Annotated in this window: 20 protein-coding genes; 7 read left to right on the top strand and 13 right to left on the bottom strand. The window is 29.4% G+C overall.

Annotation, left to right across the window (positions count from 1 at the left end):
- Nucleotides 1–6: 6 nt before the first annotated feature.
- Genes ACY2RX_RS06815 through ACY2RX_RS06805 form a run of 3 tightly spaced genes read left to right on the top strand, consistent with a single transcriptional unit; the run spans nt 7 to nt 3340 of the window.
- Nucleotides 7–333 (top strand): DUF4870 domain-containing protein, encoded by a 327-nt coding sequence (locus ACY2RX_RS06815; RefSeq protein ID WP_490103221.1) that lies wholly within the window; start codon nt 7–9, stop codon nt 331–333.
- A 19-nt stretch (nt 334–352) separates the two neighbouring features.
- Nucleotides 353–994, top strand: a complete 642-nt coding sequence (locus ACY2RX_RS06810; protein ID WP_490103220.1) for an alpha/beta hydrolase — start codon at nt 353–355, stop codon at nt 992–994.
- Between the two features lie 24 nt (nt 995–1018).
- The gene (locus ACY2RX_RS06805; protein ID WP_490103219.1) at nt 1019–3340 is read left to right on the top strand and encodes a type IA DNA topoisomerase; all 2322 of its coding nucleotides are present in this window, start codon (nt 1019–1021) and stop codon (nt 3338–3340) included.
- Between the two features lie 285 nt (nt 3341–3625).
- On the opposite strand, the gene ACY2RX_RS06800 is transcribed toward ACY2RX_RS06805, so the two are convergent.
- Nucleotides 3626–3847 carry a VF530 family protein gene (locus tag ACY2RX_RS06800; protein ID WP_490103218.1) on the bottom strand — a complete coding sequence of 74 codons (222 nt, stop codon included), beginning with the start codon at nt 3845–3847 and terminating at the stop codon, nt 3626–3628.
- Complete coding sequence (locus tag ACY2RX_RS06795) at nt 3848–5473, bottom strand: aminopeptidase P family protein (RefSeq protein ID WP_490103217.1); 1626 nt, start codon at nt 5471–5473, stop codon at nt 3848–3850. It abuts the gene before it with no gap.
- A gap of 131 nt (nt 5474–5604) precedes the next feature.
- On the opposite strand from ACY2RX_RS06795, the gene gcvT reads away from it, so the two are divergent.
- Together gcvT and ACY2RX_RS06785 are read left to right on the top strand one after the other, a co-directional pair.
- The gene (gene gcvT, locus ACY2RX_RS06790; protein ID WP_490103216.1) at nt 5605–6690 is read left to right on the top strand and encodes a glycine cleavage system aminomethyltransferase GcvT; all 1086 of its coding nucleotides are present in this window, start codon (nt 5605–5607) and stop codon (nt 6688–6690) included.
- Between the two features lie 125 nt (nt 6691–6815).
- Nucleotides 6816–7583 (top strand): N-acetyltransferase, encoded by a 768-nt coding sequence (locus ACY2RX_RS06785; RefSeq protein ID WP_490103215.1) that lies wholly within the window; start codon nt 6816–6818, stop codon nt 7581–7583.
- Between the two features lie 67 nt (nt 7584–7650).
- Here the strand turns inward: ACY2RX_RS06785 and ACY2RX_RS06780 are convergent, their stop codons facing one another.
- The 4 genes from ACY2RX_RS06780 to ACY2RX_RS06765 all read right to left on the bottom strand — a co-directional run bounded on the left by ACY2RX_RS06780 (nt 7651) and on the right by ACY2RX_RS06765 (nt 11624).
- Nucleotides 7651–8838, bottom strand: coding sequence for a hypothetical protein (locus ACY2RX_RS06780; protein WP_490103214.1), 1188 nt, complete (start codon nt 8836–8838; stop codon nt 7651–7653).
- 62 nt (nt 8839–8900) lie between these two features.
- The gene (gene ychF, locus ACY2RX_RS06775) at nt 8901–9992 is read right to left on the bottom strand and encodes a redox-regulated ATPase YchF (RefSeq protein ID WP_490103213.1); all 1092 of its coding nucleotides are present in this window, start codon (nt 9990–9992) and stop codon (nt 8901–8903) included.
- A gap of 129 nt (nt 9993–10121) precedes the next feature.
- Nucleotides 10122–10940 (bottom strand): lysophospholipid acyltransferase family protein, encoded by an 819-nt coding sequence (locus tag ACY2RX_RS06770; RefSeq protein WP_490103212.1) that lies wholly within the window; start codon nt 10938–10940, stop codon nt 10122–10124.
- A gap of 57 nt (nt 10941–10997) precedes the next feature.
- Nucleotides 10998–11624 (bottom strand): NUDIX hydrolase, encoded by a 627-nt coding sequence (locus ACY2RX_RS06765; protein WP_490103211.1) that lies wholly within the window; start codon nt 11622–11624, stop codon nt 10998–11000.
- Nucleotides 11625–11747: 123 nt separating this feature from the next.
- Here ACY2RX_RS06765 and ACY2RX_RS06760 point away from each other — a divergent pair, with 123 nt between their 5' ends.
- A complete protein-coding gene (locus ACY2RX_RS06760) occupies nt 11748–12017 on the top strand; it encodes a hypothetical protein (protein ID WP_490103210.1) in 270 nt (89 codons plus the stop codon).
- Here ACY2RX_RS06760 and ACY2RX_RS06755 read toward each other — a convergent pair.
- From ACY2RX_RS06755 to ACY2RX_RS06725, 7 genes are all read right to left on the bottom strand, one after another.
- The gene (locus ACY2RX_RS06755; RefSeq protein WP_490103209.1) at nt 12014–12325 is read right to left on the bottom strand and encodes a DUF6787 family protein; all 312 of its coding nucleotides are present in this window, start codon (nt 12323–12325) and stop codon (nt 12014–12016) included. The two genes, ACY2RX_RS06760 and ACY2RX_RS06755, sit on opposite strands and share 4 nt — an antisense overlap.
- Nucleotides 12326–12331: 6 nt before the next feature.
- On the bottom strand, nt 12332–13186 hold the full coding sequence (gene lgt / locus ACY2RX_RS06750) for a prolipoprotein diacylglyceryl transferase (protein ID WP_490103208.1): 855 nt from the start codon (nt 13184–13186) through the stop codon (nt 12332–12334).
- Nucleotides 13187–13235: 49 nt separating this feature from the next.
- Complete coding sequence (yidD, locus tag ACY2RX_RS06745; RefSeq protein WP_490103207.1) at nt 13236–13493, bottom strand: membrane protein insertion efficiency factor YidD; 258 nt, start codon at nt 13491–13493, stop codon at nt 13236–13238.
- 97 nt (nt 13494–13590) lie between these two features.
- On the bottom strand, nt 13591–15069 hold the full coding sequence (gene cysS / locus ACY2RX_RS06740; RefSeq protein WP_490103206.1) for a cysteine--tRNA ligase: 1479 nt from the start codon (nt 15067–15069) through the stop codon (nt 13591–13593).
- A 98-nt stretch (nt 15070–15167) separates the two neighbouring features.
- Complete coding sequence (locus ACY2RX_RS06735) at nt 15168–16574, bottom strand: hypothetical protein (RefSeq protein ID WP_490103205.1); 1407 nt, start codon at nt 16572–16574, stop codon at nt 15168–15170.
- Complete coding sequence (locus ACY2RX_RS06730) at nt 16555–17115, bottom strand: hypothetical protein (RefSeq protein ID WP_490103204.1); 561 nt, start codon at nt 17113–17115, stop codon at nt 16555–16557. The genes ACY2RX_RS06735 and ACY2RX_RS06730 overlap by 20 nt, the downstream gene beginning before the upstream one ends.
- A complete protein-coding gene (locus ACY2RX_RS06725) occupies nt 17099–17656 on the bottom strand; it encodes an RNA polymerase sigma factor (protein ID WP_490103203.1) in 558 nt (185 codons plus the stop codon). Before ACY2RX_RS06725 ends, ACY2RX_RS06730 begins: the two co-directional genes overlap by 17 nt.
- A gap of 92 nt (nt 17657–17748) precedes the next feature.
- On the opposite strand from ACY2RX_RS06725, the gene meaB reads away from it, so the two are divergent.
- Nucleotides 17749–18819 carry a methylmalonyl Co-A mutase-associated GTPase MeaB gene (meaB, locus tag ACY2RX_RS06720; RefSeq protein ID WP_490103202.1) on the top strand — a complete coding sequence of 357 codons (1071 nt, stop codon included), beginning with the start codon at nt 17749–17751 and terminating at the stop codon, nt 18817–18819.
- Nucleotides 18820–18824 lie beyond the last annotated feature (5 nt).

Genomic DNA, 18824 nt, shown 5'->3' with positions numbered 1-18824 from the left:
TATATTATGGAAAATCAAACAGTTAACGAAGGAAAAACAGCTGCAATTATTAGCTACCTAACAATTTTAGGAACTCTAGTTGCTTTTATTATGAACAACAGTAAAAAGAACTCATTTACTAGTTTTCATATCAGACAAATGATAGGAATTTTCTTACTATCTATGGTTAATAAATATTTAATTTTTGATTTCTTAGGAAAAACCATTGGAGGTATTGTGTTTTTAGGCATTATTATCCTATGGTTTATTGGCTTTATTGGCGCCTTAAAAGGTGAAGAAAAAGTGATACCTGTTGTTGGCGATAAATTTCAAGAATGGTTTAGCGGAATTTAATTATCTATAAAAATCATTTATGAGCAATTTACATTACCTAGTAAGACAGCCTAAAAAAGAAATTAAAAATCCACCTTTGCTTGTTTTATTACACGGATATGGCAGTAATGAGCACGATTTATTTTCTTTTGCTGATGAATTACCCGATGATTTTTTAATTGTAAGTGCACAAGCTCCCAACTCAATGGGTTTTGGTGCCTATGCTTGGTATGCCATAAATTTTGATGATATAAATGGAAAGTTTTCAGATTTAAAACAAGCTAAAGAATCTGTAGATAAAATAGCCGTTTTTATTGATGAAATTAAAGCAAAATACAACACAAACCCAAATAAAACTTTTTTGTTAGGTTTTAGTCAAGGAGCCATTTTAAGTTATTCTTTAAGTTTTTTCTATCCAAATAAAGTACAACATATTATTGCTTTAAGCGGTTATGTAAATACAGATTTATTACCCGAAAATATCTCTAAAGTAATTACAACAGATTATTATGCTTCTCACGGAAGCGTAGATCAAGTTTTACCTGTAGAATGGGCTAGAAAAAACAAACCTTTCTTAGACAATCTTGATTTACAATGCGAGTATTCTGAGTATCCTGTTGGACACGGAGTTGCGCCTCAAAACTTTTTTAGTTTAAAAAAATGGATTGAAAAAAGGTTGTAATCTTTATTTTTTAATTTTTCAAATTTGAAAGTCTGTATCGCCGAAAAACCTAGCGTAGCAAGAGAAATTGCTAACATTCTAGGAGCCAACACAAAACGTGATGGTTTCTACGAAGGAAATGGCTATGCAGTAACCTACACCTTTGGTCATTTATGCACACTTTTAGAACCTAAAGATTACAAACCGCATTGGAAAAGTTGGGATTTAAACAACCTACCTATGTTGCCAGAACGTTTTAACACCAAAGTAACTAGCGATGCAGGAATAAAAAAACAATTCAATATTGTAAAAAGTCTTTTTGAAAAAGCAGACGTTGTTATTAATTGTGGTGATGCTGGTACAGAAGGAGAATTGATTCAGCGTTGGGTAATTAACCAATGTAATTACAAAGGAAAAGTGCAACGTTTGTGGATTTCATCCTTAACAGAAGAAGCTATAAAAGAAGGTTTTAACAATTTAGAATCTTCAGAAAAATATGATAATCTCTATTACGCAGGCTATTCTAGAGCCATTGGAGATTGGTTGTTAGGCTTAAACGCAACACGTTTATATACTGTAAAATTTGGTGGTTATAAACAAGTGTTATCTGTTGGTAGAGTGCAAACTCCTACTTTAGCTATGTTGGTAAATCGCTATTTTGAAATTCAGAATTTTAAACCACAACCTTATTGGGAGTTACAAACTACCTACAGAAACACGCTTTTTAATTATGAAGACGGACGTTTTCTTAAAAAAGAAGACGGACAAGTTTTAGCTGATAAAGTAGCCCAATCTGAATTTGAAATTGTTGCTGTTAGCAAAAAGAAAGGAAAAGAATACGCACCAAAACTCTTTGATTTAACAGGTTTACAAGTCTATTGTAATACTAAATTTGGTTTTTCTGCTGATGAAACCTTAAAAATGGTTCAGAAGTTATATGAAATTAAAGTAGTTACCTACCCAAGAGTAGATACCACTTTTTTACCCAATGATATGTATCCAAAAATTCACGGAATTTTATCGAAACTAACTAATTACAGTAAACTTACTCAACCTCTTTTAGGACAAAAAATAAAGAAAACAAAACGCGTTTTTGACGATAAAAAAGTAACTGATCATCACGCCATAATTCCGACAGGAATTCAAGCAAATTTGCAATACAATCAGCAACAAATTTATGATATAATTACACGTAGATTTATTGCAGTTTTTTATCCAGATTCTGATGTTTCTAATACTTCTGTTCTAGGAAAAGCTGCTGAAGTTCCTTTTAAAACCACAGGAAAAGAAATTATTTCTAAAGGTTGGCGTATTGTTTTTGACTTCTCGACTGCGCTCGAAGCGACAAAGGCTAAGAAAGAATTAGAAAAAAAACTAACACTTCCTTCTTTTGTAAAAGGTGAAAAAGGAAAACACCAGCCTTCGTTTTTAGAAAAGGAAACAAAACCACCAAGAAATTATACAGAAGCAAGTTTATTACGCGCTATGGAAACTGCTGGTAAGCAAGTTGACGATGATGAAATGCGTGAATTGATGAAAGAAAACGGAATTGGAAGACCATCAACCAGAGCCAGTATTATTGAAACTTTGTTTAGAAGAAAATACATAGAGCGTAAGAAAAAACTGGTTTTACCAACACAAACCGGAATCGACTTAATTAATATTATTGATAATGAATTATTAAAGTCGGCTGAGCTTACTGGACGCTGGGAAAAACGTTTAAAAGAAATTGAACGAGGAGAATTCAATGCAGGAACCTTTATCAAAAATATGAAAAAAATGGTGGATGAATTGGTGTATGAAGTCCGTTCTAACAGTTCTAAAAAAAGAATATCTGCTGTCGGTTCGAGCGCAGTCGAGAACTCAGAAAACTCTGCCAAATCAAAAAAACAAGTAGTTGGTAAAACTTGTCCAAAATGTAAAACAGGAAACCTTTTAAAAGGCTCAACAGCTTTTGGTTGCTCAGCATATAAAAATAATTGCGATTTAAAAATTCCGTTTAAAATTTACGGAAAGAAAGTTTCTGAAAATCAGATTATCAGATTGATAGACAAAGGTTGTACTACCAATTTAAAAGGTTTTACAACAACTTCTGGTAAAGTTGAAGGTTTAATTCGTTTTGATGATAACTTTGCTTTAAAACTAGAACCTAAAAAAAATGAGATTTCTCCACAAGGTCGAAATGACAGTAATTCTATCCCCTGCCCAAAATGTAAAAAAGGAACTATTTTAAAAGGGAAAACTGCTTATGGTTGCTCTAATTATAAAACAGGTTGCGATTTTGTTTTCACTTTTGAGAACGTTAAAAAAATTGCCAACGGCAAACCTTTAACTAAAGAATTGGTTTTAAAGATTATAAGTCGTTAATTTTTGTTTATTTATCAGTCGTGTGAAAACAGGAGTCTAATCTTGGTTAATTGATATTCTAAAATTTGGTTATGGATTCCTGCCTACACAGGAATGACAGAGCGAATTTAAAATGAGTCAATTACAAGGAAGAATGACGAAGTAATCTGTTTTTTAATAATGAGATTGCCACAGTTTGTAAAAACAAACTTCGCAATGACAAAACATAAAAAGATATAGTGAAAAGCAGGAAATGTCTTGTAAAAAAAGAGATTCCTCCTCATTCTTCGTTCGGAATGACAAAAACTAATCAAGCATATTTTTTACATAAAACTGCTCTACTTTTTCTCTTGCCCAAGGTGTGGTTCTTAAAAATTTTAAAGAAGATTTATAGGTTGGATTGTTTTTAAAAGCTTTGATATTTAAGGAAAAACCAAGTTCTTCCCAACCATATTCTAAATACAGTTCTTCTAAAATAGTGGCTAATTTTATTCCGTGAAGCGGATTATTAGGTTGCTCTTTGCTCATTTATTTATCTAAATTTGGTAATAAAAATTCGTCTAAAACCGACTTTTTAGCCATCATTTTTTCGATTTCTTTTGATGTTCTTGGCGCTTCTGCAGATAGATTTACAGGACCATTTTCTGTAATTAAAATATCGTCTTCAATTCTAACTGCAATTCCCCACCATTTCTTATCGCAATTACTGCCTTCAGGAATATAAATTCCTGGTTCTACAGTAATTACAGAATTGGCTCTAAAAACACCATAAGTTCCTGGGTCATGTACATCTAAACCTAAATAATGAGAAACTCCATGTGGTAAATAATTATGCCTTTCATTTAGAGATTTTATAATTCCTAACTCAAATAATCCTTTATTAATTTCGGCTTTTGCTGCGGCATTTGGCGCTCCAAAACCTACACCAACAACAGTGGCTTTTATGCCTGCTTCTTGCGCTTTGTAAACAATATCATAAATTGCTTTTTGTTCTTTTGTAAATTTTCCGTTTGCAGGAATTGTTCTAGTAACATCTGCTGTGTAACCTCTGTACTCTGCACCTAAATCCATCAAAACCAAATCATTACCCACTTTAGTTTTATTATTATCTATGTAATGTAAAATGCATCCATTGTTTCCTGCACCAACTATAGAAGGATAACCTTCGTATTCTGCACCGTATTTTTTGTACACAAATTCGTGAATTCCTTGCAATTCAGTTTCAGACATATGAGGTTTCATTGCTTTCATCACCTCTATTTGCCCAACAGCAGAAATACGAATTGCTTTGGTTAATAATTTTAATTCTTCTTTAGTTTTAATCTCGCGCATATCAGCCAAATTATTTGGCAAAAAATCTACATCAATATTTGTTTTTGGTTTTAAAGCCAAAGAAATTTTTTGCTTAATTTCTTTTTTAAGTTGATTTGTAGTAGCTTTTTTATACTCATTAATCAATTTATCTTCTTTTAATTCTGAAAACCTATTTTCTATTCTGGTTATATTTTTAATGACATTTGCACTACTTTCTACAGGCGTTGTTACAATGTTATTGTACACATATTCTTTAACTCTAGACAGAAATATGTTTGGATTATAACCTGCCTTTATTTTAAAACTTTTTACCAAATCAAAAACATCTGCACCTTGTAAATCTCTGTAATCATCTTTAAATTTTCCATCAACAAAAACTTTATCAAAACTTTTAAAGTTGATGCTAGTGTTTAAAAAATCGTCTGCACTAAAGGCAATTTTAAAACCTAACTGGTTTTTAGCACCTTTAATTCCTAAGCGTTTTCCATTCCATTGTTCTGCTCTAGCATCTCTTTTTTGAACAAATAAAACCTCATTAAAAGTTATTCCATTTTTATTAGTTTGATTCTCAGAAAACACAACTAAAACTCCATTTGGTTCTCTATAACCGGTTAAATAATAAAAGTTTGGATCTTGATGAAATACATAATCTACGTCATTTGCTCTATTTCTTATAGCGTTAGAAAACACCACAGCAACTGAGTTTTTTGGCATTTTAGCTCGTAAAATATTTCGTCTTTCTTTATGAAATTCTTTGGGTAAAAAATCGGTTGGAGTTTGAGAAAAACTATTTAAAGAAATTGCTACAAAAGCAATAAAAAAAAGTTTTAAAATCTTCATTTCTGATGGTTTATGCTATTGTTTGTAAATGTAATATTATTTTTTTTTCATATTAAAATATTAACAGAATTTTATTGATTGATAATTACGAATTTTTCAATATTTTAGCCTAAATTTTAAGAAATCTATATATGAAAGATATTGCTTTAGCGAAAGTACATCAAGAATTAGGGGCAAAAATGGTTCCTTTTGCAGGTTACAATATGCCTGTTCAATACGAAGGTGTTACCAAAGAACACTTAACTGTTAGAGAAGCTGTGGGTGTTTTTGATGTAAGTCATATGGGTGAGTTTTTGGTTGATGGAGAAAATGCGTTAGCTTTAATTCAGAAAGTAACTTCTAATGATGCTTCTAAATTAGAAATTGGAGATGCTCAATACAGTTGTTTCCCAAATGAAAATAATGGTATTGTAGATGATTTAATTTGCTACAGAATTAAAAAAAATCAATATTTATTAGTGGTTAATGCCTCTAACATCGAAAAAGATTGGAATTGGATTAACAAATATAATGAAGAATTTGGAGCCAATTTAAGAGATTTATCTGAAAATTATTCTTTGCTAGCCATACAAGGTCCAAAAGCTGTAGAAGCGATGCAACCTTTATCTTCTTTAGATTTAGCAGATATTCCTTTTTACAAATTTAAAGTTGGTGATTTTGCCGGAATTGAAAATGTAATTATTTCTGCAACCGGTTATACGGGTTCTGGCGGATTTGAAATCTACTGTAAAAACACAGAAGTAGCACAAGTTTGGAATAAAGTTTTTGAAGCTGGAGCAAATTTTGGCATTAAACCAATTGGTTTAGCTGCAAGAGATACTTTGCGTTTAGAAATGGGATATTGTTTGTATGGCAATGATATAGATGATACAACTTCGCCAATTGAAGCGGGTTTAGGTTGGATTACAAAATTCACAAAAAACTTTGTAAATTCAGAGGCTTTAGCAAAAGAAAAAGCACACAAACCAGAAAGACGTTTGGTTGCTTTTGAATTAGATGAAAGAGGCATACCAAGACAAGGTTATGATATTGTTGATGGAAATGGAAACATAATTGGAAACGTAACTTCGGGCACAATGAGTCCGTGTTTAGAAAAAGGAATTGGTATGGGTTATGTACCAAGAATTTTTGCAAAATCAGGCACTCAAATTCATATTCAAGTTCGTAAAAAAGCAATTCCTGCAACTGTGGTAAGATTGCCTTTTTATAAAGGATAAGTCTTAAAAAATATTTTATTTTAAGAGTCTTTCAATTTTTTTGAAAGACTCTTTTTTTATGATGAATATCATTGGCAGTCTTTTTTTTGATTAGTAATTTTAGAGATAATTCAATCTATAAAATTATGAATGATTTTATAACTTTAGACGCTAACTCAATATTAAAAGAACATATCTGTTGCGCAATTTCTGATAAGAAGTGTAAAGAAAGTTATGAAGCAAAAAAAGAATGGCTAAAAAAAGAGTTTAATAATGGATACGTTTTTAAAAGATTAAATGAAAGAGCAAAAGTCTTTATTGAATATGGTAATGCAGAAGATGCTTGGCTCCCCATTACAGCACCAAATTATATAAACATTAATTGCTTTTGGGTTTCTGGTAGATATAAAAAACAAGGCTATGCTAAAAAACTTCTACAATCTGCAATTAATGATGCTAAAAAACAAAACAAAAGTGGTTTGGTAACTGTTGTTGGAACTAAAAAGTTTCATTTTATGAGTGATACCAAATGGTTTTTAAAACAAGGCTTTATAGAAGTTGATAAAACCAAAAGTGGATTTAGCCTTTTGGTAAAAAAAATTGATTCAAAAGCAATGACTCCTAAGTTTAATAAGTCTGTAAAATCTGGAACTTGTTCAGAAAAAGAAGGCATTGTTATTTATTATTCTAATAGATGTCCTTTTGCAGAATTTCACGCTCTAAATTCAATAGTTGAAACTGCAAAAAAAAGAAATCTTCATCTTAAAGTTATAAAGTTTACCGCCAAAAAAGAAGCTCAAAACTCACCTAGCCCAGCAACTATTTTCAGTTTGTTTTACAACGGAAAATTTATCACTACAGATATTAGTGTTTGTATGGATTCTAGATTTGATAAGATTGTAAATAAGAATTAAAAAATACTTTTTCACTACATTAACAAAAAATATAAAATCCCAATGAATATTCATTGGGATTTTTGTTTTATTCTCTAAACTTATTTCTAGAAATAATATATTTTAGTTTTTCTTTTAAATCTTTACCAGTATCATAAACCATCTGCTCATCAGTAGGAAATCTTACAGATTTAACTTCTAACAAATCTAATAAAGAGGTTTCTAGAGCTCTTTTATCGCCATTAAAATTTGCATAAATATGTTCAAAAACAAACTCGCTTTCTATGGGAAAATTTTGTATGTTTTGCTTCGTTTTATTATCAAAATATTTTACTTGCCCACTAACTCTAGCTGTTTTGAATTGTGTAAATTGATATAACTGACAACGCACTTTTACTAAATGATCAACTTTAATTTTATTTCCTAAACTATCTTTTACTTGATTTCCATTTGCGTCTAACAAATACTTAAAACCATCTTTTATATTCTTTTCTTTAATAATTTCTTTCTCTCTAACTTGCTCAGGAGAAACATCTATGGTTCTAAAAATTAATTCTAAAGTATAATCGTAAGGTATCCTTTTGTCTTTTTTACTGTGATAAACTGTCCATAAATCATTTAATCCATAAGTGTCAAAATTTAACAAATCTTCTTCTAAACGTTTTGGAACAATCTTTTTTGTATCATTTTTTAATTTTACAAAAACATAATCTGTACCTCTATTGTGTGCTTCTTTAATTAAATCTCTAGTATTTTTATAGTTTGGATTTATTTTATCTAAATATTGTAAATCACTGAAAGCCTTTCTGATATCATACTTATAATTAGATTTTAGCAACTTTTTTGCTTTGCTATATAAAAAGCTAGAAACATCATTTTTAGAATTAATGATATCATCATCATAATCAACAAACTTAAAAACAGCATTTTTTCCGGTAGATAAAACTGGTAATGGTAAAAGAGGTTTTATTAATTCTTGTCTATTTTTTAAATCTTTATATACATTAAAAATATTTTCTAAATTTTCTGGATTTCTATCCTTTTTTAAAAAAATAATTCTTTCTAAATCTCTTTTAGTTGCTTTTACAAAAGCCTCTTGCAGCATAAATACATAAGGTTGATGTTTTTCTTTTACTTTATTTTTCCTTAAGTTTTCTATCGCAATATTTATTGCTTTATCATAATTTCCTGAGCTTATAGCTTCTTGCGTTAATTTAACACTACTACAAGAGGCAAATAAAATAAGTGTTAAAATTGTAAGTAAATATTTTTTCATAATATATGATGTTTGCTTAACATTTACAATTGATATGCCAAAGAGTCATTAAAAAAAAGAATTTACACATTAAATCTAAAGTGCATTACATCTCCGTCTTTAACAACGTAATCTTTACCTTCTACTCGCATTTTACCAGCTTCTTTTACTTTAGCTTCTGAACCATAAGTAACATAATCTTCGTAAGAAATTGTTTCTGCTCTAATAAATCCTTTTTCAAAATCTGTATGAATCACTCCTGCTGCTTGTGGTGCAGTAGAACCAATAGGAATTGTCCAAGCTCTTACTTCTTTTACACCAGCCGTAAAATAGGTTTGTAAGTTTAACAATTTGTAAGCAGAACGTACTAATCTAGAAACGCCAGCTTCTTCTAAACCAATATCTTCTAAAAACATTTGACGCTCTTCATAATCTTCTAATTCAGTAATGTCAGCTTCTGTGCCAACAGCTAAAACAATAACTTCGGCATCTTCATCTTTTACAGCTTCTCTTACTTTATCTACATATTGGTTTCCTGAAACAGCTGAGTTTTCATCTACATTACAAACATATAAAACAGGTTTAGCAGTAACAAACTGTAAAGGTTGTACAAACTCTATTTCTTTTTCTGAAAAATCTAACGCTCTTACAGAGACACCTTGTAATAAAGTTTCTTCAATTTTTAATAAAACAACTAACTCTGCTTGTGCTTCTTTGTTACCCGTTTTTGCAGTTCTTTTAACTCTTTCAAGTCTTTTCTGAACTGTTTCTAAGTCTTTTAATTGCAGCTCAATATCAATGGTTTCTTTGTCTCTTACTGGGTCTATAGAATTATCTACGTGAATAATATTTTCGTTATCAAAACAACGTAACACATGCAAAATAGCGTCAGTTTCTCTAATATTTGCTAAAAACTGATTTCCTAAACCTTCTCCTTTACTGGCTCCTTTTACCAAACCTGCAATATCTACAATCTCTACAGTTGCTGGTAAAACTCTTTCAGGATTTACTAATTCTTCTAATTTCTCTAAACGAGAATCTGGTACATTTACAACACCTAAATTAGGTTCTATAGTACAAAAAGGAAAGTTTGCACTTTGCGCTTTTGCGTTTGATAAACAGTTAAATAAAGTTGATTTTCCTACGTTTGGTAATCCTACAATTCCAGCTTTCATTTGTATAAATTTTGCGAGTGCAAATATAGTTTTTACTTTCTAAATAAAAATACAATTTGTTGCAAATAAAAAAATCAGATTAAGCTAAAACACTTAATCTGATTCAATAATTTATCAATTAAAAAAACTTTAAGATTTCCAAAATTTACGTTTTTTATTTAATTCTTCTTCTTCTTTTAAATATACTTCTGCATCTTTTGGTGATAAAACTTTTAAAAATGATGGATGCTGTTCTATAGCGTATTCAATTTTAGTTACAATATCTCCAATTTCTTCGTTTTCGTAATCAATTTCTAAAGGTTCTTTAATCACCATAGATTGTAAGACATTTCGTTTTTTTATGTTTAAGCCTTTTTTATCAAAAGAGCGTCTAAAACCATCAATAACAATTGGTACAACAATTGGTTTATATGTTTTAATTAAATGTGCTGTACCTCTTCTAATCGGCTTAAAAGGAGTTGTTGTTCCTTGCGGAAAAGTTATCACCCAACCATCATTAATTGCTTTACCAATATTAGAAATATCAGAATTTTTAACTTGTCTGTTAACATTTTTACCTGCACTTCTCCATGTTCTATCTATAGAAATAGAACCTGCATAAGCAAATAATTTTGGTAATAAACCAGATTTCATAGTTTCGCCAGCTGCAACAAAATAAATGTTTAATTTCGGATTCCAGATATAGCCAATATTTTTAATAGTATCATCTCTACCTTTTAAAGAAGCATTAAACACATGAAACATTGCTGCTACATCAGCAAAATAGGTTTGATGATTTGAAATAAATAACACGTTAGATTCTGGTAAATCTCTTATAATTTCTGAACCTTCTATGTGTAAATTATTGAATTTACGATATCTACCATGAGAAATAAGTCCGAAAATTCTAATAATCCATTTTTTTAAAAATAAAATATGTCCAAAAGGATTCCTTTTAAATAAAGGCATTCTAATTAGTTTTTAGTTGGTTTTGGGCAAATTTACAAAAACAAATAAGAAATGAAACTACACAAACAGTTCTTTAATTTCTGACAATATCATTGCTGTGGCTCCCCAAACTACATAATCATTTAATTTAAAGCAAGGTACCTCTATATTACTCATATATGAAGTTGACATTTTTACGGTCGATAAATTTGCATCATCTAACAAATCATTTACTAAAATTTCAATAGATTTTTCTACTTCATGGTTTAAAATAAATGTTGGCTTTTTATCAACAAGACCTAAAAACGGAGTTGCTAAAAAATTACTTGGCGGTATGTAAACAGCTGTCATTTCTCTAATTATTTTTACAGATGATGGTTTTACCCCCACTTCTTCAAAAGATTCTCTTAAAGCTGTTTGCTGTAAATTTTTATCCGATTTTTCTATTTTTCCGCCAGGAAAACTAATTTGCGCAGAATGTGTTCCGTTATAACTTGCTCTTTGTGTCAATAAAAAACAGGTTTCATTTTTATCATTTGGATAAAAAAGTGACAAAACTGCTGCTTTTTTTGGCTTATTTGCTGCAATTTTTTCTTGACTATATTTTAAGCGTAATTTTGGAGCTAATTTAAATTGCGCATCTAAACCACCAAGTTTAGACGACTTTAATTGTGCTGTTTTATTTATAAAATCATTGAAATTCACAAGAAATATTTACTTTTAACAAACTTATCAAATCACTTTTACATAAAATACTATTTGGCAAGAATTTTGATTTGATTATAATGAAATTTTAGGCAAAGCCTCAAAAAACTCTTTTTAAATTGTATGAAAAAAAAATATAAAAAATTAGCTTATAGTTTAGTATTAGATGCTGTTGGAATGATTCCTATTCCTTTTTTTGACCTTCTTTGGGCACCTGTTTCTGGTTATGTAATGACAAAAATGTACAAGGGAAAAGAAGGTAAAATTGCTGGTATTATTAGTTTTGTTGAAGAAATAATTCCGTTTTCAGATTTTATACCCACATTTACCATTATGTGGTTTTACACTTATGTTTTTAACAAAAAAGAAGTAGACAAAATTATTGAGGTTTAGTTTTCTTTTTTAAATAAAAAACCAAGACCTAATCTACTTAAAAACTTCTTTTCAAATTCCCAGAAAAATTTAAATTGCCCAAAAAACCAACCTACAATTGGCAAGGTTAATTGATAAATAGGAAATATTAATAGAATTCTTAATGGCCAATATACCCAACTAGAAATTGTATCAGGATTTAATCCTAAAAAACTAGTAACTGGTTTTGCTACCCAAGCAGCAAAAGAACCATTTACTGCAAATGCGCAAAAAATTAAAAATATTGCCCAATTACTTTTTATTCCCCAACGTTGTTTTAATTTTTCCATAACTACTTATGCTTCTTTTTTTGTTTTTTTAAACATTAACCAAATTCCTATTAAAACGAAAGGAATACTTAATACTTGTCCTGTATTTAAAGAATTGAAAACCCAATCTTCTCTACCATCTACTTGCGCTTCTTTTAAGAATTCAATAAAGAATCTTAATGACCAAAGTACAACCAAAAATAAACCAAAAAGATAACCTGTTTGTTGTTTTTTATCAGTTTTCCAATACAAATGCCACATTACAAAAAACAAAGCTAAATAACTAAATGCTTCATATAATTGTGTAGGATGCCTTGGTACAGTTTCTCCTGCAGCTTTAAAAATTACTCCAAAATTAGAACCTGTTTCTTTGCCGTAAATTTCTGAATTAAAAAAGTTACCACTTCTAATAAAAAAGCCAGCCAAAGCAACCATAATTGCCAATCTATCTAAAATAAAAAGCCAAGTTTTTTTTAAATGTTTTTTTGCGTAAAAATACATTGCTATGGGTATTGCAATTGCTGCTCCATGGCTTGCAAAACCTTGATAACCTGAGAATTTCCAACCTTTTATAAATCCAAATAAAGAATCGTTTGCACTTTCTTTTATAGGTAAAATTATTTCTAATAAATGATTTTGATAATAATCCCAACTATAAAAAAATACGTCTCCTAAGCGCATACCAATTAACATTGATATAAAAACGTACATAAAAATTGTGTCTAATTTCTCTAAAGGAATTTTATCTTCAATGTAGATTTTTTTCATTAAACGTAAACCCAATAAAAAAGCAGCTACAAACATTAAACTGTACCAACGAATGGTAAAAAACCCTAAATCTATTCCTATTGATGGATTCCACTCTATTGCTAAAAAACTCATATTATATTTTATTAAAAATTCATTTTTAAAAGATTCTTTATTGTGTTTTTCAATTATTTAATCTTTTAATTATTTTTTTCTTTTTTTCTGGAACAGGATCATAACCACTTCCGCCCCAAGGATGGCAACTAAAAATTCTTTTTAATGCCAACCAACCACCAGTAAACAAACCGTGTTTTTGTAAAGCCTCTATTGTATAATGTGAACACGTAGGACTATATCTACAAGTTGATGGTGTAAATGGTGATATTGCTGTTTGGTAAAATCGAACTAACAATATAAATGGATATGACAAAAATTTATTCAAAAATTAAAAGATTTAAGAATTTAAAGTTAGATTTCTCAAATGTTCCTTTTTCGAAATGACATTCGTAATTCATATTTTAGAATTCGTAATTAATTATTTAATTTATTGAAAAAGTTGTGCCTTCTCTACCATCTTTTAACTGAATTCCTAATTCAATTAACTCATCTCTAATTTGATCTGACAATGCCCAATCTTTATTTTCTCTTGCTTCTTTTCTTAATTTAATTAACAACTCCACTACTCCATTTATTTTTTCTGAATTGTCTTGAGCATTTTCATTCATCAATCCCAAAACATCAAAAACAAAAGCTTTTATCGTAGATTTAAATGTATCTAAATCTTCTTGTGTTAAACTTGCTTTATTTTCTTTTATTTGATTAATAACTTTTACAGCTTCAAACAAATGTGATATTAAAATTGGCGTGTTAAAATCATCATTCATTGCTGCATAACAAGTTGTTTTCCAATCTTGAACATTAAATGTTGATGTTTTTTCTGCTTCAATTTTATCTAAAAAGTTAACAGCTTCCATTAATTTTGTATGCCCTTTTTCTGATGCCTCTAAAGCCTCACCAGAAAAATCTAAAATACTTCTATAATTGGCTTGCATATTAAAAAAACGAACTACAGATGCCGAAAATGCTTTTGGTAAAATTTTATTATCACCCGTTAAAATTTCGTTTGGTAAAATATAATTTCCTGTAGATTTTGCCATTTTCTGACTGTTTAACAACAGCATATTTGTGTGCATCCAATAGTTTACGGGTTTTACACCAGAGCAGGTTTTAGACTGCGCAATTTCACATTCGTGATGTGGAAATTTTAAATCCATTCCACCTCCGTGAATATCAAAACTTTCGCCTAAATATTTAGTACTCATTACAGAACACTCTAAATGCCAGCCAGGAAAACCATCTGACCAAGGAGAAGGCCAACGCATAATATGGCGTTCGTCTGCTTTTTTCCAAAGTGCAAAATCTTGTGGATTTTTCTTATCTGATTGTCCATCCAAAGAACGTGTATTATGAATTAAATCTTCTACTTTTCTTCCAGACAAGATTCCGTAATTTTCTTTTTTATTGTATTCGTGAACATCAAAATACACAGAACCATTTACTTCATAGGCAAATCCTTTTTCAAGAATTTCTTTAATCATTTCTATCTGTTCTACAATATGACCTGTTGCAGTAGGTTCTATACTTGGTGGTAAAAAGTTGTAATTTTTTAGAACATTGTGGAAATCTACAGTGTACTTTTGTACAACTTCCATTGGTTCTATTTGTTCTAAACGCGCTTTTTTAGAAATTCTATCTTCACCTTCATCTGCATCATTTTCTAAATGACCTGCATCTGTAATATTACGCACATAACGCACTTTGTAACCTAAATGTAATAAATATCTATACACCACATCAAAAAACATAAAAGTTCTTACGTTTCCTAAATGTGCGTTGCTATAAACAGTAGGACCACAAACGTACATACCTACATATCCGTCTGTTAAGGGTTTAAAATCCTCTTTCTTTTTAGAAAGAGAATTGTATATTTTAAGTTGATTTTCTTTGTAGCGTTCCATTAAATAAGTGACTATTTACAGCCGATAAATATAGGCACTTTAAAGAGAATAACGAAATGGAATTTGTTAGAAGTTTGGTAAAAAGAAAAAGTTAAAAACTACTTGATTACAACGCTACTGTAATTTGCAGTTAATTTAAAATTATTAGTTGTTTGAGTATTGTTAACGGTAGATTTTGTTGAAATATCGTATTTTTTAATTGCTTTATTTAAAAACCCAAATGCTGTTTTATCATCTAATTTACTTCTATCTACTTTATAAGCAAAAGATGTTTTTACGTTTCCTAAATTGATAATAGCATCAGATTGACTTAAATTTAAAACAAACTCACTAAAATTAGGGTTAAAACTTTCTATGATCAATTCTCCAAATTTATCTGAAATATTTACATTTTTATTTACTCTATAAATGCTAACACCAGAAGAATTATTACTCATAGTTGTATTTGTAACTGATGCAATTTTTGCATCAGTTACGTTGTTTAAAAATAAAGTACAGGCATTTAAATCTTTTATTTTTACAGGAGAATAGTTAATTGTTAATTTTCCTCCATTTAAATTATTGGCATCAAAACTGCCATACTTTACATTGCCTGAAGCTACTGTGTTTGGTAATTTTACCTTACAATGACGTGTATTTAAGTTAAAAGTAGCGTTTTTAGGCACTTTTATTTCTAAACGCTTTTTAATTTTTATTTTTTTTCCGTTTATTATAATATCATTTGAATTTGCCCCGTGATGCAATTTCAACTTCATAATATGCTCTTTAGCAATTGCTAATTCTTTTTTTAGTTTTTCTTTATCTATTTTTTTTAGTTCTAGTTTGGCTTTTGCCAATTCTTTTTTCATTTTCTCTTTCGATTTGGCAAGTTTCTTTTTCATTTTTTTCTTCTTAACTGTCATTTTTTCTTTTAACTCTTTATATTTTTTTGATTTCTTAAAAGCTTCCCATTCTTTTTTAGTTTTAATATTAATATGGGTTTTACCATCACTCCATTGAAAAGAATATTTACCATTTTTACCAATATTTTTTCCTAAATCATCAAAATTATTTAAAAGGTTTTCAAAGTCAAAGTCAAAATCGAAATCAAAATTCATTTCGGGAATCACAATCGTTTCAATATTCGGCATTTCTATTTCTGGTATTTGAATATCCATATCATTAAAAAAAACCAAACTATTTTTGTAGCCAAAAGAATGACCTCCTTTAGAAGTAATTTTTACTTTTTTACTGTTTCCTAAAGCTTCAAAATTCCAGTTTTTAAAATACTTTTCTGCTTCTTTTTTAGACAATCCTTCAATTTCTATAAATGCGTTTACCTGAACATTATTCTTATTCCAAGTGGTTACATTTATCTCTGTATTAGACGCATTTATAGCTACTTCTACATCTTTGTTTACTTTAAAATTTTCTGTGAATTTTTTATCGTATTTTTGCGCATTTAATATTCCTATCAAACAAAGTGCAAAAAAAGTGATACTTCTTTTATATAATTTGTGTTTCATTTTGTTTTGTGTTTAAATTTTTAAGTTGTTTTAATTGCTTTTTTAAGCGTTGTAACAGCTGTAGGCGTAATTGTAAATTACGAATTAATGCATCTATGGTTGCATCATTAACCCCGTTTGTATTGAGCTCTTGGGTTAATGATTTGTATTCTTTGGTAAGTTCTGCTATTTTTAATAAGTATCCATCTACAACATCTTTGTTCTCTTCAGACATATCTATCTGACTTATTTCTAGATTGATACTATTTTTATAATACGTTTCTATAGTTTGAAATTCTGGAGATATGCTTCCTAAACTTATTTCTTTAGTTTGATTTTCTTTTGGTTTTTCTACATTTTCTGATGGATAAAATTGAATTGCCAAGCTAATTAACAACACCACAGAAGCAGCAATAGACAACCATTTAAAGTTTTTATTTTTAGGCTTTTGTTGATGCATTTCTGATTGCAATAAATCTTCAAATTTTGATGAATGATTAGCAGATAATTCTACATTTTGTTCTTTGTAATCTTTTAATAAATCTCTAATATCCTTCTGCATAATTCGTGTTTTTTAATTGTTCTTTTAATAGTTTTTTTCCTCTTAGCAAATGTGTTCTTGAGGTATTTTCTGTGATTTTTAAAATCTCTGAAATCTCTTGATGATCATAACCTTCTAATAAATAAAGTGTTAAAACCAATCTGTATTTTTCTTTTAAATTGTTAATAAACTCCACAATTTTATCAACAGAGACAGTGCTTTCAGTACGCCAATCTTCATTGTTTTCTACCTTATAAACTTCTTCATTTATGGCAATCAATTCTAATTTTTTCTTTTTTAGATAGTCAATACTTTGGTTGATTACAATTTTCTTTAACCAAGCTCCAAAAGCAACTTCATTTTTGTAATTATGAATATTTTTAAAAGCCTTTATAAACGCATCTTGCATTACATCTTCAGCAATAAATCTATCTTTTACATACCTAAAAGCAATTGTAAACATTGCCTTACAATACAAATTATACAACTGCATTTGCGCTTTGGCATTGTTGTTTTTGCATTGATCAATAATGGCTTGATGTAGTTGTTTGGTTGCTCTCATTAAAACATTCTTACTCTATAGACGATACATTTTTAGTTGTGTTGCATTTTAGTAAATATTTATTTATAAATTTACATAATAACTTTTTACAGATGGATAAAAAAAAATCTGCACTACAAGAAAACAAGGGCGTTTCTCAACCAGAAACCACCAGTAAATCTGCTGCAGAAAAAATTAAAATTAATAGAGCAAAACAAAATTCAGTAAATGAGTTTGTTACAAAAATTTTAGAAGGAAACATTACTTTTTTAAGCAGAGCTATTACGTTGGTAGAAAGTACCAATGCAAAACATCAACAAAAAGCGAACAAAATTTTAGAACGTTGTTTACCATACGCCAACAATTCGGTAAGAATTGGTATTACAGGAGTTCCTGGTGTTGGCAAAAGTACTTTTATTGAAGCTTTTGGTAAACATTTAACATCTCAGGGGAAAAAAGTAGCTGTTTTAGCTGTAGACCCTAGTAGTTCTGTAAATAAAGGAAGTATTTTAGGTGATAAAACAAGGATGGAAGAATTGGTAACGGATAAAAACGCCTTTATAAGACCTTCTCCTTCTGGAACTTCTTTAGGAGGTGTTGCACAAAAAACACGAGAAAGTATTATTTTATGTGAAGCTGCTGGTTTTGATACCATTATTATAGAAACAGTTGGTGTTGGTCAATCTGAAACTGTGGTACATTCTATGGTAGATTTCTTTTTGCTTTTAAAATTAGCGGGTGCTGGTGATGAGCTACAAGGAATAAAACGCGGAATTATAGAAATGGCGGATGCTATTGTTATTAACAAAGCAGATAGTGAAAATGCAAAAAATGCAAAAATTGCAAAAGTAGAATTTAACAGAGCTTTACATTTATATCCTCTAAAAGAAAGTAAATGGCAACCAAAAGTTCTAACAGCAAGTGCTTTAAAAAATATTGGAATTGATAAAGTTGATGAAATGATTTGTAAATATGTTTCTTTAACAAAGAAAAATTCTTATTTCAACATAAAAAGAAACAAACAAAATAAACATTGGTTATTAGCGACAATTGAGCAACAATTAAAAGATAATTTTTATCAAAATCCAATAATTAAAAAAGCACTTGCTAAAGAAATTATAAATTTAGAAAACGGCAAAACGACTCCTTTTAATGCCGCTAAAAAATTGTTGGATTTAAATTAAAAACA

Source organism: Polaribacter sp. 2405UD43-2, assembly GCF_058147125.1.
The sequence above is the reverse complement of the archived record's forward strand: the minus strand, read 5'-3'. Positions and strand labels throughout refer to the sequence as shown.

Excerpts from the sequence above, each read along its gene's own strand:
- ACY2RX_RS06815 (WP_490103221.1), top strand. The coding sequence starts at position 7 with ATGGAAAATCAAACAGTTAACGAAGGAAAAACAGCTGCAATTATTAGC.
- ACY2RX_RS06810 (WP_490103220.1), top strand. The coding sequence starts at position 353 with ATGAGCAATTTACATTACCTAGTAAGACAGCCTAAAAAAGAAATTAAA.
- ACY2RX_RS06800 (WP_490103218.1), bottom strand. The coding sequence starts at position 3,847 with ATGAGCAAAGAGCAACCTAATAATCCGCTTCACGGAATAAAATTAGCC.
- ACY2RX_RS06795 (WP_490103217.1), bottom strand. The coding sequence starts at position 5,473 with ATGAAGATTTTAAAACTTTTTTTTATTGCTTTTGTAGCAATTTCTTTA.
- gcvT (WP_490103216.1), top strand. The coding sequence starts at position 5,605 with ATGAAAGATATTGCTTTAGCGAAAGTACATCAAGAATTAGGGGCAAAA.
- ACY2RX_RS06785 (WP_490103215.1), top strand. The coding sequence starts at position 6,816 with ATGAATGATTTTATAACTTTAGACGCTAACTCAATATTAAAAGAACAT.
- ACY2RX_RS06780 (WP_490103214.1), bottom strand. The coding sequence starts at position 8,838 with ATGAAAAAATATTTACTTACAATTTTAACACTTATTTTATTTGCCTCT.
- ychF (WP_490103213.1), bottom strand. The coding sequence starts at position 9,992 with ATGAAAGCTGGAATTGTAGGATTACCAAACGTAGGAAAATCAACTTTA.
- ACY2RX_RS06770 (WP_490103212.1), bottom strand. The coding sequence starts at position 10,940 with ATGCCTTTATTTAAAAGGAATCCTTTTGGACATATTTTATTTTTAAAA.
- ACY2RX_RS06760 (WP_490103210.1), top strand. The coding sequence starts at position 11,748 with ATGAAAAAAAAATATAAAAAATTAGCTTATAGTTTAGTATTAGATGCT.
- ACY2RX_RS06755 (WP_490103209.1), bottom strand. The coding sequence starts at position 12,325 with ATGGAAAAATTAAAACAACGTTGGGGAATAAAAAGTAATTGGGCAATA.
- lgt (WP_490103208.1), bottom strand. The coding sequence starts at position 13,186 with ATGAGTTTTTTAGCAATAGAGTGGAATCCATCAATAGGAATAGATTTA.
- cysS (WP_490103206.1), bottom strand. The coding sequence starts at position 15,069 with ATGGAACGCTACAAAGAAAATCAACTTAAAATATACAATTCTCTTTCT.
- ACY2RX_RS06735 (WP_490103205.1), bottom strand. The coding sequence starts at position 16,574 with ATGAAACACAAATTATATAAAAGAAGTATCACTTTTTTTGCACTTTGT.
- ACY2RX_RS06730 (WP_490103204.1), bottom strand. The coding sequence starts at position 17,115 with ATGCAGAAGGATATTAGAGATTTATTAAAAGATTACAAAGAACAAAAT.
- ACY2RX_RS06725 (WP_490103203.1), bottom strand. The coding sequence starts at position 17,656 with ATGAGAGCAACCAAACAACTACATCAAGCCATTATTGATCAATGCAAA.
- meaB (WP_490103202.1), top strand. The coding sequence starts at position 17,749 with ATGGATAAAAAAAAATCTGCACTACAAGAAAACAAGGGCGTTTCTCAA.